A 13,585-nucleotide genomic window follows, 5' to 3' on the forward strand; every position below is an offset into this window, starting at 1 on the left:
TTTTTGTATTTTTAATCAGATGTAAAACAGTAATTTATAAATATAAATCGCAGTAAATGGAAATTGTATGTAAAAACTGCCATCAGGTTTTTAGTGGTAATTACTGTAATAATTGCGGACAATCTGCAGAAACACATAAAATAAACGGCCATTTTTTATGGCATGATATACAGCATGGGTTATTGCATTTTGACGAAGGAATTCTTTTTTCTTTAAGAGAACTTTTTACAAGACCAGGGCATTCTGTGCGTGAATTTATTGAGGGAAAACGAGTAAGACATTTCAAACCTTTATCATTACTTGTTCTTCTTGCAACTTTTTATGGTTTTCTCTATCATTACTTTAACATTCATTACTTTACCGGCAAATCTTCAGATAATATTGATTACGAAAGTTTAACAGAATGGATTACAACACATTTTTCTTGGGTAACAATTGCGACAATACCTTTTTATACAATTGGAACTTTTATTGTTTTTAGAAATCAAGGTTATAATTTTGTTGAATTTTTTGTACTGAATACTTTTAAAGCTTCACAAAGAATTTCTGTTCAAATTTTGACATTTCCTATCTTGTTTTATTTTAACCAAAAACATGATTTACAGCAGTTTTCACTTGCAACTTACTTAATTGGAACTCTGCTCATTTTTTGGACGAATATTCAGTTTTTTAATAAAATTTCAAAAACGAAAGCATTCTTTTTATCCATTTTAAGTCATCTCATTTTTTTATTCACCTTTTTAATTGCGGTGAGTATAGTCCTCTTGGTTACAGGAAATTTTTAAATAGTTTACAAAATAAAAAAGCTCAGTATAAACTGAGCTTTTCTAAATGAATCAATAATTAATGTAATTATCTATTTTTTTACTTTTTTGCTTTTATAGTATTTTCTATATTTTGGATAAGTAACAGCTCCAATAACACTAATAGAAATCAAAGTGTAATAAACCCAGCTTAATGAATGCGCTTCTCCGCTTGCGTAAGAATGCAAACCAACTAAGTGGAAATTTACTCCGTAATAAGTAAATAGAATTGAAACAAATGCAAACATACTCATTAAGTTGAAAAACCATTTTCCTCTTAAAGCAGGAACAAAACGGGCGTGAATTACAAATGCATAAATCATAATCGAGATTAAAGCCCAAGTTTCTTTTGGATCCCAGCCCCAGTAACGTCCCCAGCTTTCGTTTGCCCATTGTCCGCCTAAGAAGTTTCCAATAGTCAGCATGATCAAACCAATTGTTAAAGCCATTTCGTTGATATATGTAATCTCTTTTAAATTAAGTTCCATTTTGGCTTTATTTTTCTCCGTTGTAAAGAAAATTAACAGTAGTGCAACAAAACCTAGAATAAATCCTAATGCAGTTGGACCATAACTACCTACAATAACTGCAACGTGAATCATTAACCAATACGAGTTTAAAACTGGCTGTAAGTTTGCAATTTCAGGGTCGATCCAGTTCATGTAAGCCGCCATTAAAATCATAGCAGTAACAAAAGCAGATGACGCCACTGTTAATTTTGATTTTCTGTCAAAAGCCAATCCGAAGAACATTGTCGACCAAGCTACGTAAACGATTGATTCGTAAGCATTACTCCACGGTGCGTGGCCAGAAATATACCAGCGTGCAATTAATCCTAATGTATGAATTGCAAATAATAATCCAACTAAAACATGAAAACCATTTATGGTAATACGAAGCCATTTTTTCTCAAAGAAAATGTTCACAATAATAAAAATGAACATAAAACTTGCTACTGTAATATACCAATACGGTAATTTTTGAAAAACGTCGTATTTATTGTAAGCTATCTCAGCGTCAATTTTCTCTTCACTTGGTCTTACTTTAGCGCCAAACTTCTTTTGAAAACCATTAATACTTTCAACTAAATTATCTGCAGTATCAAAGTTTTTGGCAATAGATCCATTGTTTAACGCACTAAAATACAATGGCAGAATTTGATTTACATAAGTAGAATCCATTCCTTTAAAGCCATTATTATTGCGTTCTAAATAAGAAACCCATTTATGATTTGGATCGTTCGGAACTGGAAATATTCTCAATATACTACCGCTTAAAGCAGATTCCATTAAGTTTACTTTTTTATCTGTTTCGATATAATCTTTCTCAAACTGGTTTGGATTTGCAGCTTTGTATGCAGCATCTAAATAAGGAGATAATTTATAATTTCCCTGCTCATCAAAGAATTTTACAAATGGCGCATATTTATCTTTAGAATCAATTCCAATAATTTTTCGGATACTATCATTTCCAGATTTAATATAAATCAAAGGAATTTGAATCCAAACCTGAGCATACTGTGTCATAGACAAGAAAACTTGATCAGAATTCATTCCATTGTATTTGTCATCGTGGCTTACTTTACGAAGTAATTCAGAAGAAAATGTATTGATCGGTTTCATTCTACCGCCGGCATCTTGAATAATCAAACGGCCAAATTTTGCTGCATGTGCTTCTGGAGCTTTATAGATATTTAATAAAGAATCCAATTGTTTTTTGCTTGGCGGTGCAGTAACGTGATTCGCGTGATCATTTGGATCTGCAGTATGTGCGTGATCGTGATCATGAGAATGAACATGCGGAGACTGCTGCGCAAAACCGCTCAAACTCAACATTAAAACTAAAATTGTAATTAGCTTTTCTTTTTTCTTTTTAACCGATTCTAGTTTACGTTTCAAATCACCAAAACGAGAATGTTTTGTAAACATAATTGCCATAAGTCCTATATAAAGTAAAAAATACCCCAAATAAGTAATGTTAGTTCCCCAAAAATCATGGTTTACAGATAAAACAGTTCCTTTTTCATCTGGATCAAATGAAGACTGGAAGAAACGGTATCCTTTGTAATCTAAAACGTGATTCATAAAAATGTCATAATTGAAAGTTTCTGTAGAATCTTGAACAGTAACTTTACTTTTATAAGAAGAATAACTTTTTTCGGTACCAGGATATTTTTCTGCTATAAAATCATTCAATTTTATTTTAAAAGGTAAAATGTAGGCTTTACTTCCATAAAATAAAGAATATTCAATATTACCAATTTTAACCGTTTTAGCTTCACCAATCTGGCCTTTAGAGCCCATCAGCATTACTTCTTTTTCTTGTCCTTCGGCTTTAACTTTTACTACCAAAGCATCTGTATGAGATTTAGCTTTAAAATCATTATTAGATTCATAATCGACTTTTCCTTTCATTGGCGGATCTGGGAACACAATACGAATATCACCGATACTATATAATGAACGCATCATTAAAGGCTGTACATTATCTTTAGTAACTTTTCCTTTAAACTGATCTGCCATTCGCATAAATTCCCCTTCAAAAGGCGTTTGAATGGTGTATTCTTTACCAGTCGTATTAATATTAATTGCTCCGTCAGTTGGTTTATTTAAAGCAAATAAAACATTATGAATGTTCTGAACTTCACCTTCTTTAAGATAATGTTCTTCACGCCCTCCAGAACCAGCTTCGACTAATTTAAGATATAAAGTACCACTTGGATCCGGTTTAACCACTTCCTTGGCTCCCATTATATAATTAGAGTAAGTAACTTCAAACGGAGTTTCATCAAATTTCCCAGAAACACTGAAATCATTATTGGTAACAGGAGATAATAAAAGATTCTTTTCAAAAACCCTTCTTTTCATTTCTCCTTTATATTCACCATCCACAAAAATGGTCAAGAAAGTTTTATCAGAGTAAATTTGATTTTCTGCAGCGCCTTCGCGAATAGGCATCATTCCTTCATAACTAATGTAACGTGTAATAAAAGCTCCTAAAATGATGAAAATAAAAGAAATATGCAGTAAGAAGGTTGCCCACTTTTCTTTTTTAAGCAGTTGATAACGTTTAATGTTTCCGAAGAAATTGATCACAAAAACCAGCATTATCGCCTCAAACCACCAAGTATTGTAAATAAGTATTCTGGCTGTATCGGTATTGTATTTACTTTCGATAAAAGTTCCAACACCCATTGCAATTGCGAATGTTAAAAAAAGAACAGCCATTAATCGTGTAGAAAACAAAAAAGAGAATATTTTTTTATCCATTTTTAAGGAATTACATTGTATAAAAGTGGCACAAAAGTACTTAAAAATGTTGATTTGCAGTATGTGATATTTGTTAATAAAAACCAAATATATGTAATGAAAATTAATCAAATTCTCAATTTTGTACGTTTATTTCTACAATGATAAGCATTAGATTCTCATTGTTTTTTTAAATTTTCATCGGATAGAAATCTTAATTGTAATACTATCAGACTTTAGCTTTGGCTTTTAGAAAATAAAACTATAGTAAAAATGATTTTATTAGATATAATCTAGCGCAAAACTTTTCGTTACAAATTATCTTTATAAAAAATAATACTAATTTTGCTCTTATGATTCAGATAACAATTATTGGTTCGGGAAATGTTGCGCAACATTTGATAAAAGCTTTTGATGCTAGCAAAACTGTAGAAATTAAACAGGTTTTTTCAAGAAATAAAGAAGCTTTAAGTCATTTGGTGGCTTATGAAAAGATTGTTTCTGATTACAGTGAATTACAGACTGCTGACCTGCACATAATTGCAGTTTCAGACAATGCTATTTCTGAAGTCTCAGAACAGCTTCCTTTTAACAATCAATTTGTTGTACATACTTCTGGAACATCTCCAATTGATGTTTTGGATGAAAAAAATCGTCGTGGTGTTTTTTATCCGCTTCAGACTTTTTCTAAAAGTAAAAACGTAGATTATTCTGTTATTCCTTTTTGTCTGGAAGCAGAAAATACAGTCGATTTTAAGCTTTTGGAATCTGTCGCTAAAAGTATTTCCACAGCTGTTTACTTGATAAACTCTGAACAGCGAAAAGCACTTCATGTGGCAGCTGTTTTTGTAAATAATTTTACGAATCATCTTTATCAGATTGGTCAGGAAATTTGCGAAGAAAATCAAGTTCCTTTTGCAATTTTGAGGCCTTTGATTCAGGAAACAGCTGATAAAATTAATACACTAGATCCTAATGAAGCCCAGACAGGTCCTGCAAAACGCGAAGATTCGAATACAATCAATGCGCATTTGGCTTTTTTAGAAGATGAAAACAAAAAAAATATCTATAAAATTCTAACACAATCTATACAAGATAATGGCAAAAAGTTATAAAGAAATAATGAATGACATCACAACTTTTGTTTTTGATGTTGACGGCGTACTTACAGACAGTTCAGTATTTGTAACCAACGAAGGTGAAATGCTGAGAACAATGAATATTCGTGATGGTTTTGCTATGAAAGCAGCAATCGAAAGCGGTTTCAAAGTATGCGTTATTTCTGGCGGAAGCAATGAAGGTGTCCGTATTCGTCTTCAAAATTTAGGTATTACTGATATCCATTTAGGATCTCCTGATAAAGTAAAAACTTTTCAAGAATACACTGAGGCTTATAATATTAAACAGGAAAATGTGTTGTATATGGGAGATGATATTCCTGACTTTCATGTTATGAAATTAGTTGGGCTTCCTACCTGTCCCCAAGATGCAGCTCCAGAAATTAAAAATATCAGCCGTTATATTTCACACGTAAAAGGCGGACGCGGCGCTGTAAGAGATGTTATCGAACAGGTTATGAAAGTGCAGGGAAAATGGATGGAATATTTTAATGGAAAACACGATTAGTTCACAGTCACAGTCGCAGTTTTCAGTTAAAAAAACCTTTGAACCTTTGTTCCTCAGAACCTTTGCAACTTAAAAAAATGAAATACCTAAAACTTATTCGTTATCAAAACTTATTAATGCTTGCTTTTATGCAGCTTATATTTCGTTATGCCTTTTTAAAACAGCAGAATATTCCATTAGCTTTATCAGACTGGCAATACGGATTATTGGTTTTGAGTACTGTTTTACTGGCAGCAGCGGGTTATGTCATTAACAATATTTATGATGTTGGAACAGACAGTATCAATAAACCTAATAATGTTGTGGTTGGCAGAGGAATAACAGAAACAGCTGCTTATAATATTTACATTGGTTTAAATATTTCTGGTGTTGCCATTGGTTTTCTGTTATCGAATATTATTTTGAGGCCGACATTTGCGTCGCTTTTTATACTAATTGCTTCTCTGTTGTATTTTTACGCAACAACTTTAAAACAAATCATGATTCTGGGCAATTTTGTAGTTGCGCTGCTTCTTGCTGTAAGTGTTTTAATGATTGGTGTTTTCGATCTTTTTCCAGCGACTACCAGCGAAAATCAAGCTCAAATGGCGAGTCTTTTTTCCATTTTGACGGATTATGCCCTATTTGCTTTTATGGTTAATTTTATTCGTGAAATTGTTAAAGATATTGAAGATGTAAATGGCGATTACAATCAAGGATTGAATACATTACCTATTGCTATTGGAATTAACAGGGCTGCAAAAATTGCTTTAGGGTTTGCAGTTATTACCTTTATATTGTCAGCACTTTATTGCAATACCTATTTTATGGAAAACAAGCTTTATATTGCTGTTTTGTATTGGTTTGCTGCCGTTTTGGCTCCTTTATTATATTTCATTGTAAAAATATTTACGGCCAAATCTCAAAAAGATTTTCACCATTTGAGTACCATTCTAAAACTTATCTTATTCTTCGGAATTTTATCTATATTGGTTATTGCCTTAAACATCAAATACAATGCTTAGAGAAAAACTAAAAAAATATAAAATCATTTTAGCATCTGGTTCTCCACGTAGACAGCAGTTTTTTAAAGATTTAGATCTTGACTTTGAAATTCGCTTAAAAGATGTTGAAGAAATTTATCCGCCCGAATTAAAAGCTGTTGAAATAACCGATTATCTGGCTGAACTAAAAGCCAAAGCTTTTGAAGGTGAATTGAAAGAAAATGAAATTCTAGTAACCAGCGATACGATTGTCTGGCATCAGAATAAAGCATTAGGGAAACCAAAAAATGCAGAGGAAGCTTTTGCTATGATCAAATCGATGTCAAATACAACGCATGATGTGATTACTTCTGTTTGTTTTAAAACAACTGAATCTTCTACCCTATTACATGATGTTACAAAAGTTACTTTTAATGATTTATCAGATGAAGCAATTTTATATTACATCGAAAATTATAAACCTTACGATAAAGCTGGAGCTTATGGAATTCAGGAATGGTTTGGTTTTATGGCAGTTGCAAAAGTTGAAGGTTCTTACACCAATGTTATGGGACTTCCAACAGCAAAAGTTTACGAATTTTTGACTACATTAGTTTAAAAAAATTATTTATGTTTTCCTTTAAAGAGTATAGCCGCGAAATATTTGTTACCATAATTCTTGTTTTAGTACTAATTGTACTTCGAGTTTTAATTGCCAATTTAATAAGACGTTTTGCTGCTACAAGTCATTTGTTTGAAAACCGCACCAACTTAGTTATTAAGTATATCAATATCTTGATGAATATCTTAATTACAACTAGTTTGATTGTTGTCTGGGGTGTAGAAACGCAGGATATTTTTATTACCATTTCATCAATTGCCACTGTAATTGGAGTTGCCATGTTTGCCCAATGGTCTATTTTAAGCAATGTAACTTCTGGAATGATTTTATTTTTCTCTTTTCCTTTTAGAATTGGAGACACCATAAAAATCCATGATAAAGATTTTCCCATCGAAGCAGAAATCGAAGATATTAATACTTTTCACGTTAGTTTAAAAACCAAGGAAGGAGAAAAGATTATCTTTCCAAATAATTTATTGCTGCAAAAGGGAATTTCAATAATTCCTGCAAAATACGAAGAAAGAGAATTCTTTGATTAAAAGTTCTAATGGGAATTGTATAACGCCGAGAAGAAAAGCTAGAACAGAATAGAGCAAATAAAGTGTAATATTTGTTTTATAAATTCAGCAAAATCTTCAAAAAATGAATCGGCCAATTACTTTACCTTTTTATGCAAAACTTTCCTTTATACTTGTTATTTTAATCTGTTTTGCGTTTATCTTTTGTACCGGAAAAGATATAATTACTCCAGTTTTAATGGCATTTTTATTTGCCGTTTTACTGCTTCCCATTTTTACATTTTTAAATACAAAATTTAAATTTCCAAGACACCTTGCGGCCATAGTCTGCCTTTTGATTTTTTTATCTTTTATTGTCGGAATTTTGGTTTTCATTTCCTATCAGGTCACTTATATGGCCAATGATTTTGGAACAATCAAGAAAAATGCTAATTCTTTTATCATTGAAATTCATAAGTTTATTAGAGAAAATTTTCAAGTAAGTATTGGCGAGCAAAAAAAATATTTGGACACCGTTACCAAAGATTCTGTTAAAAATGGCCAGGCTACGATAATCTCTTCGATAATATCTATCAGCGATGTTCTTTTGGATAGTACTATTATCGTAATTTATACGTTTCTGTTTCTAATATATAAAGAACATTTTAAATTGTTTTTAGCAAAGTTGATAAGTCCGCAGAATCATACTGTTTTAAAAGATATTCTTTCGCAGATAAAAGTTTCTGTAAACAACTATATTGTTAGTTTGATTATTGAAATGCTTGTTGTTTCTGTACTTACAGGTCTAGGTTTATGGATTATAGGCATTAAATATTTTATACTGCTTGGACTGATAACGGGTATTTTAAATCTAATTCCCTACATAGGGATTTTAATTGCCGGAGTTATTACCGTTTTAGCTTCTTTAACCGGTTCAGCAGATACGTCTGTGATTTTAGGAATTCTAATCGTGAATATAATTGTTCAGTTTATTGACAATAACTTACTTGTGCCGTTAATTATTAATTCTAAAGTAGAAATCAATGCATTTGTTTCTATTATGGGAATTATTGTTGGAGGCGCTGCAGCTGGAATCGCGGGCATGTTTTTAGCCATTCCGCTTTTAGCTATTTTAAAAATTATATTTGATCGAATTGAATCCCTTTCGCCTTGGGGTTATTTAATGGGAAATCATGTACCGCGGAAATTTAGATGGAGAACCAGAAAAGCAGCAGTTAATAATTAAATAGAAAATCTATTTATTCCTTATATTCTTAAACACTCAAACTATTAGACGAAAATTACCGAATGTCTTTAAATAAAAAAATACTATTTTTTCTTTTGTTATGCTTTTGCTTGCAAGGCGTAAACGCGCAAGTAGACAATACTCAGAAAGAGAAAAAAAAGGATAAAGACAGCACGGAAATTTATACCAAAATCCGAAATTATTCTAAGAAAAATAAGTTTACGCAGACTATGCATAAAATATTTTTTAGGTCTAAAAAATCAAAGAAAAAGGAAGAACTTTTGGTAAAAATAGATTCAACAAATTATGAGGGAAAAATTATTCGCAGAATAAATATCATCACATTAGATCCTTTTGGATATTCTGTTGCTGACACAGCCCAAATGCCAAAAAACTGGGGAGAAAGAACCGGAAATAGACTTCATTTAAAAACAAAAAAAATAGCAATTTACAACTTATTGCTTTTTAAAAGAAACACACCTTATAATACCTACAAAGTCCTAGAATCTGAGCGTTTGATCCGTGCGCAGCGATATGTAACCGCGGTTCGTATCTCTAATCAAACTGTAGGACAAGCATCAGATTCTGTCGATGTAACTATTCGTGTTTTGGATTCTTGGAGTACTATTCCCCGATTTTCTATTTCGAGTAACCAAGTTTCGCTCGGGTTTAAGGAGAAAGACTTTTTTGGCTCTGGACAACAGCTGGAATATCGTTTTTCCAATCGTTTTGACGATGGACGAAATGGTAATGAGGCAACTTATACAGTTCCAAATATCAAAAACACTTACATCAGCACTATTCTTCATTATAAAATGGATTTAGATAACAATTACATCAAGAGTATTGATGTAGAGCGTGATTTCTATTCTCCTTTGACAAAATGGGCTGGAGGTATTTATGTTGACGAATATTACCGAAGGGATACATTACAAGCTCCTGATCTTTCTTTTGCCTATCAGCCCGTGAAATATAAATCTCAAGATCTTTGGGCTGGACGCGCTTTTAAACTATTTAAAGATAACCACGACGCAGTAACCAACCTTATTACAACAGCAAGATTCCTTAATGTCAATTATACTGAATCTCCAACAGAAGTTTATGATCCTGATAATTTTTATTCGAGTGAAAAATTCATTCTCAGTGGTATTGGTATGAATACGCGAAAATTTATTCAGGACCGCTATATTTTGAGGAATGGACAAACAGAAGACGTCGCTACGGGGAGAATTTATGGCTTAACATTTGGTTATCAATACAAAAATGCCATGTGGAGGCCCTATGTCGGAGCACAATTCTCTTTTGGTAATTATTATCGGTTAGGTTTTTTGAGTATGAATTTTGAAGCGGGAACTTTTTTTCATGATTCTAAAACCTATCGCACTGCTTTCTTATTTGAATCGAATTATTTTACAAAATTGTACAGTATTGGAAACTGGAAATTAAGACAGTTCGTAAATCCGAAATTGGTAATTGGAATAAATCGTGATGATGTTATTGGTGATCAGCTTAATATTAATGAACAAAATGGTGTAGCAGGATTTAATACTGCATTATACGGAACAAGTAAAGCTATATTATCACTGCAGACACAAACATATTCACCGCATGCTTTATGGGGATTTCGTTTAAATCCATTCTTTAATTATTCCATTGCTGTTTTAGGCAGTCCTGAAGTTGCGATGACTAAAAGTAAGGCATATTCAAAAGTTACCTTAGGCTTATTAATAAGTAACGATTATTTGGTTTTTAGTTCATTTCAGCTTTCCCTCTCCTATTATCCAAGTATTCCGCCGCAGGGAGAAAACATAATTAAAACCAATACATTCGAAACTACAGATTATAGAATGCAGAATTTTGAACTGGCAAAACCAAGAGTCGTCGACTATAGATAATTTTTTTTTTACTTTTTTACAAAATTTTAAAAGCACCCAAAATAATTAATTATCAATATTTTAAGCGTGAAAAGCTTGCAGAATCATTCGTTGAAATGCATTTTTATCCGACAAAATACATCCGCTTTATTTTTTTGGCACAATATGTGAATATCCGTAAACAAGATTAACATTTTAAAAATAAAACAAGATGAAAACGATAAAATTAGCAATCGCCGGATTATTTCTACTGGTTGCAAACGCCACGCAAGCCCAAGTTTCAATAAACGTTAATATCGGAAATCCACCAGCTTGGGGACCTGCAGGATACAGCGAAATGGAATATTATTATCTTCCAGACATTGAAGCTTATTATGATGTACGTGCTGCACAATTTATCTATTTCGGAAGAGGTAAATGGGTAAGAACAACTTATTTACCAAGACAATATAGAAACTATGATTTGTACGGAGGTTACAAAGTAGTTCTAACAGATTACCATGGTAGAACACCTTACACTTACTTTGACCGCCATAAAGTAAAATATTACAGAGGATATCACGGAGCGCCTCAAAGACCTTACAAACCAAGACCAGTATACGGTTACAATGATCGTCGCAATGATCGTAGAGATTACAAACATTATGACAAACACGACAAACATCACAATAAACATGACAGACACGATAGACACGATGATCGTCATGATGACCGTGATCACGGACGTGGAAGAAGATAAATGCCAAATATCTAATTTTCAGCACAAGAGAGTATCAAATAATATGATACTCTCTTTTTTTTGCTAATTTAACTTGTATCTTTTGTTAAAATATTGTAATTTGAATATAAATCACTGAAAAACAATAAGTTTTAAAAAATTAACGCTTGTTTAATGTGAATCTGATATATATTTGCAGCGAATTTTAAAAATCCAAAAAGAAATTTTATGAAAAAGAATGTTTATTTGCTTTCATTTTTAGCAATATCTCTATTTATTGCTTGTGACAATAATGATGATAACAAAAACGACAACCAATCGTTGAATAACATTACTATTAATTCGGATCAAAACTCTTTAAGTCAAAGACTTGATTACACCAATTCTGGAGTTATTTCAGTTGAGAATAGTTCGGTAACAGGGAAATCTGCAGAAAGCACTATTACAACTTTTCCTTTAGTTCAAATTGCTGAAGTAAAACCACCAGTAGATGCCAACGGAAGAACTCTTCAAGCAAGTCACGTGAGTGTGAACGGAAATTATGCTTATGTTTCTTATATCACAAGAGGAGATGTGTATTCTGGAGCAATTGATGTGATTGATGTTTCTGACCCTTATAAACCAAAATTGGTAACTTCTGCTTTAATTCCAAATACAGACATTACTTCTATTACTTATGCTAACGGAAACTTGATTATTGGAGCAGCAAAAGATATCGATAAAGATCCTTTACTTGCTAATAATCCTGCGGTAGTTTTTAATATGCCTTTAAGTTCAGGGCTTCTTACTGATAAAGTGACGACTAATTATTTAGAAAGCAGAGTTACAACAGACGTAGCGGCTAATTCTTCTAATTATTTTGCTGTAACTGGTGATAACGGAAGCTTGTTTAAAATGAGCACATCTACAAAAGCAATTACTGGAAAAGCTGCTATGGCAGATTTACGTTCTATTGCTTTAACTTCTGATAAAGTTGTGACTTTGAGCGGCAGCAAAGGTGTAAACATTTACAACCAGTCTACTCTAGCATTACAAAAATCTTTTACAACATCTACAGATATAAGCGGTGCTAAAAGAACAATGGATATCGACGGAACAAAACTTTTGGTTTCTGAAGGTCCAAATGGTCTTGGAGTATATGACATCAACAGCGGTTCTAAATTACAAACTATTGGAATCACTGCAGTTGGTGAAGATAATGTTACCAACGCTGTTTCTGTAAACGACGGCTATGCATTTCTTGCAAATGGCGCTTTAGGACTTAATGTTTATCAATCTGGAACTCAATTAAGTTTATTAGGTTCTGTAGGAATTGCAGGTTCTTCGAACTACGTAAAATCAAGCGGAAACTATATTTATGTTGCCAGCGGAACAGGAGGTTTGAAAATCATTAAAATGGAAAAACCAAATACAACATTTGCAAGTTGTTTATCTTATGGTTTATACAATCAAGGAAGAGATTTAATTTTAAATTCAAATGAAATTAAATCATACCAAGGAGCAACAGCAATTAATTCGGCAATTGTAAATTCTGGTGCTGTACTAACACATTGCGGTGCAATATCTGTTTTAAGTAACTTAACGTTAAATAGCAACGGTACTTTTAATATGAGAGGAAGTTTATCTCAAGGTAAATTTTTACAGTCAACAGAACTTATTATAAATAATAATGCTTTATTACAAATTGAAGGTTCGGTTGTGATCTGGGGAGATTTAAGATTAAACAGCGGTGCTAAAATTAATTTCATCGGAAACGATTCTTCTATTACAATCTACGGAAAAGTTACAAAAGGAAGTAATGTTACCATTACAGGAACTTACAAAGACACAGAAAACAAGTTGAAATAAACAATAGTTAAATTTCAAAACCTAAATATTTAGAAAGCTGTCAGAACTAATCTGGCAGCTTTTTTTGTTTTAACTGCTTTAATTAAGGTACAATTATTGTGCGTTAACATTTCATTTAAATAATCTTCCATAAAATAATTA

At 32.2% G+C, this 13,585-nt stretch carries 11 protein-coding genes; 10 read left to right on the top strand and 1 reads right to left on the bottom strand.

The window, feature by feature from the left end:
* Window positions 1–56: 56 nt before the first annotated feature.
* Window positions 57–785, top strand: a complete 729-nt coding sequence (locus HYN86_RS15405) for a DUF3667 domain-containing protein (protein WP_113678841.1) — start codon at window positions 57–59, stop codon at window positions 783–785.
* Between the two features lie 71 nt (window positions 786–856).
* On the opposite strand, the gene ccsA is transcribed toward HYN86_RS15405, so the two are convergent.
* Window positions 857–4,072, bottom strand: a complete 3,216-nt coding sequence (gene ccsA, locus HYN86_RS15410; protein ID WP_113678842.1) for a cytochrome c biogenesis protein CcsA — start codon at window positions 4,070–4,072, stop codon at window positions 857–859.
* A gap of 332 nt (window positions 4,073–4,404) precedes the next feature.
* On the opposite strand from ccsA, the gene HYN86_RS15415 reads away from it, so the two are divergent.
* From HYN86_RS15415 to HYN86_RS15455, 9 genes are all read left to right on the top strand, one after another.
* Entirely contained in the window at window positions 4,405–5,166 is a 762-nt protein-coding gene (locus HYN86_RS15415; RefSeq protein WP_113678843.1) for a Rossmann-like and DUF2520 domain-containing protein, read from the top strand.
* The gene (locus HYN86_RS15420; RefSeq protein ID WP_113678844.1) at window positions 5,150–5,677 is read left to right on the top strand and encodes a KdsC family phosphatase; all 528 of its coding nucleotides are present in this window, start codon (window positions 5,150–5,152) and stop codon (window positions 5,675–5,677) included. The genes HYN86_RS15415 and HYN86_RS15420 overlap by 17 nt, the downstream gene beginning before the upstream one ends.
* A gap of 77 nt (window positions 5,678–5,754) precedes the next feature.
* Entirely contained in the window at window positions 5,755–6,681 is a 927-nt protein-coding gene (locus HYN86_RS15425; RefSeq protein WP_113678845.1) for a geranylgeranylglycerol-phosphate geranylgeranyltransferase, read from the top strand.
* Window positions 6,674–7,258: a Maf-like protein gene (locus HYN86_RS15430; RefSeq protein ID WP_113678846.1), complete on the top strand. Its 585-nt coding sequence runs from the start codon at window positions 6,674–6,676 to the stop codon at window positions 7,256–7,258. Before HYN86_RS15425 ends, HYN86_RS15430 begins: the two co-directional genes overlap by 8 nt.
* Before the next feature lie 11 nt (window positions 7,259–7,269).
* Window positions 7,270–7,800, top strand: coding sequence for a mechanosensitive ion channel domain-containing protein (locus HYN86_RS15435; protein WP_113678847.1), 531 nt, complete (start codon window positions 7,270–7,272; stop codon window positions 7,798–7,800).
* A 103-nt stretch (window positions 7,801–7,903) separates the two neighbouring features.
* Window positions 7,904–9,004, top strand: coding sequence for an AI-2E family transporter (locus tag HYN86_RS15440; RefSeq protein WP_113678848.1), 1,101 nt, complete (start codon window positions 7,904–7,906; stop codon window positions 9,002–9,004).
* Window positions 9,005–9,066: 62 nt separating this feature from the next.
* Entirely contained in the window at window positions 9,067–10,899 is a 1,833-nt protein-coding gene (locus tag HYN86_RS15445; RefSeq protein ID WP_113678849.1) for a BamA/TamA family outer membrane protein, read from the top strand.
* A 190-nt stretch (window positions 10,900–11,089) separates the two neighbouring features.
* Window positions 11,090–11,617, top strand: a complete 528-nt coding sequence (locus HYN86_RS15450; protein ID WP_113678850.1) for a hypothetical protein — start codon at window positions 11,090–11,092, stop codon at window positions 11,615–11,617.
* 207 nt (window positions 11,618–11,824) lie between these two features.
* Window positions 11,825–13,444, top strand: coding sequence for an LVIVD repeat-containing protein (locus HYN86_RS15455; protein ID WP_113678851.1), 1,620 nt, complete (start codon window positions 11,825–11,827; stop codon window positions 13,442–13,444).
* The last annotated feature ends 141 nt before the right edge of the window (window positions 13,445–13,585 follow it).

The organism is Flavobacterium fluviale, assembly GCF_003312915.1.
GTDB lineage: Bacteria > Bacteroidota > Bacteroidia > Flavobacteriales > Flavobacteriaceae > Flavobacterium > Flavobacterium fluviale.

Coding starts and splice junctions, on each gene's coding strand:
- HYN86_RS15405 (WP_113678841.1), top strand. CDS start 57: ATGGAAATTGTATGTAAAAACTGCCATCAGGTTTTTAGTGGTAATTAC.
- ccsA (WP_113678842.1), bottom strand. CDS start 4,072: ATGGATAAAAAAATATTCTCTTTTTTGTTTTCTACACGATTAATGGCT.
- HYN86_RS15415 (WP_113678843.1), top strand. CDS start 4,405: ATGATTCAGATAACAATTATTGGTTCGGGAAATGTTGCGCAACATTTG.
- HYN86_RS15420 (WP_113678844.1), top strand. CDS start 5,150: ATGGCAAAAAGTTATAAAGAAATAATGAATGACATCACAACTTTTGTT.
- HYN86_RS15425 (WP_113678845.1), top strand. CDS start 5,755: ATGAAATACCTAAAACTTATTCGTTATCAAAACTTATTAATGCTTGCT.
- HYN86_RS15430 (WP_113678846.1), top strand. CDS start 6,674: ATGCTTAGAGAAAAACTAAAAAAATATAAAATCATTTTAGCATCTGGT.
- HYN86_RS15435 (WP_113678847.1), top strand. CDS start 7,270: ATGTTTTCCTTTAAAGAGTATAGCCGCGAAATATTTGTTACCATAATT.
- HYN86_RS15440 (WP_113678848.1), top strand. CDS start 7,904: ATGAATCGGCCAATTACTTTACCTTTTTATGCAAAACTTTCCTTTATA.
- HYN86_RS15445 (WP_113678849.1), top strand. CDS start 9,067: ATGTCTTTAAATAAAAAAATACTATTTTTTCTTTTGTTATGCTTTTGC.
- HYN86_RS15450 (WP_113678850.1), top strand. CDS start 11,090: ATGAAAACGATAAAATTAGCAATCGCCGGATTATTTCTACTGGTTGCA.
- HYN86_RS15455 (WP_113678851.1), top strand. CDS start 11,825: ATGAAAAAGAATGTTTATTTGCTTTCATTTTTAGCAATATCTCTATTT.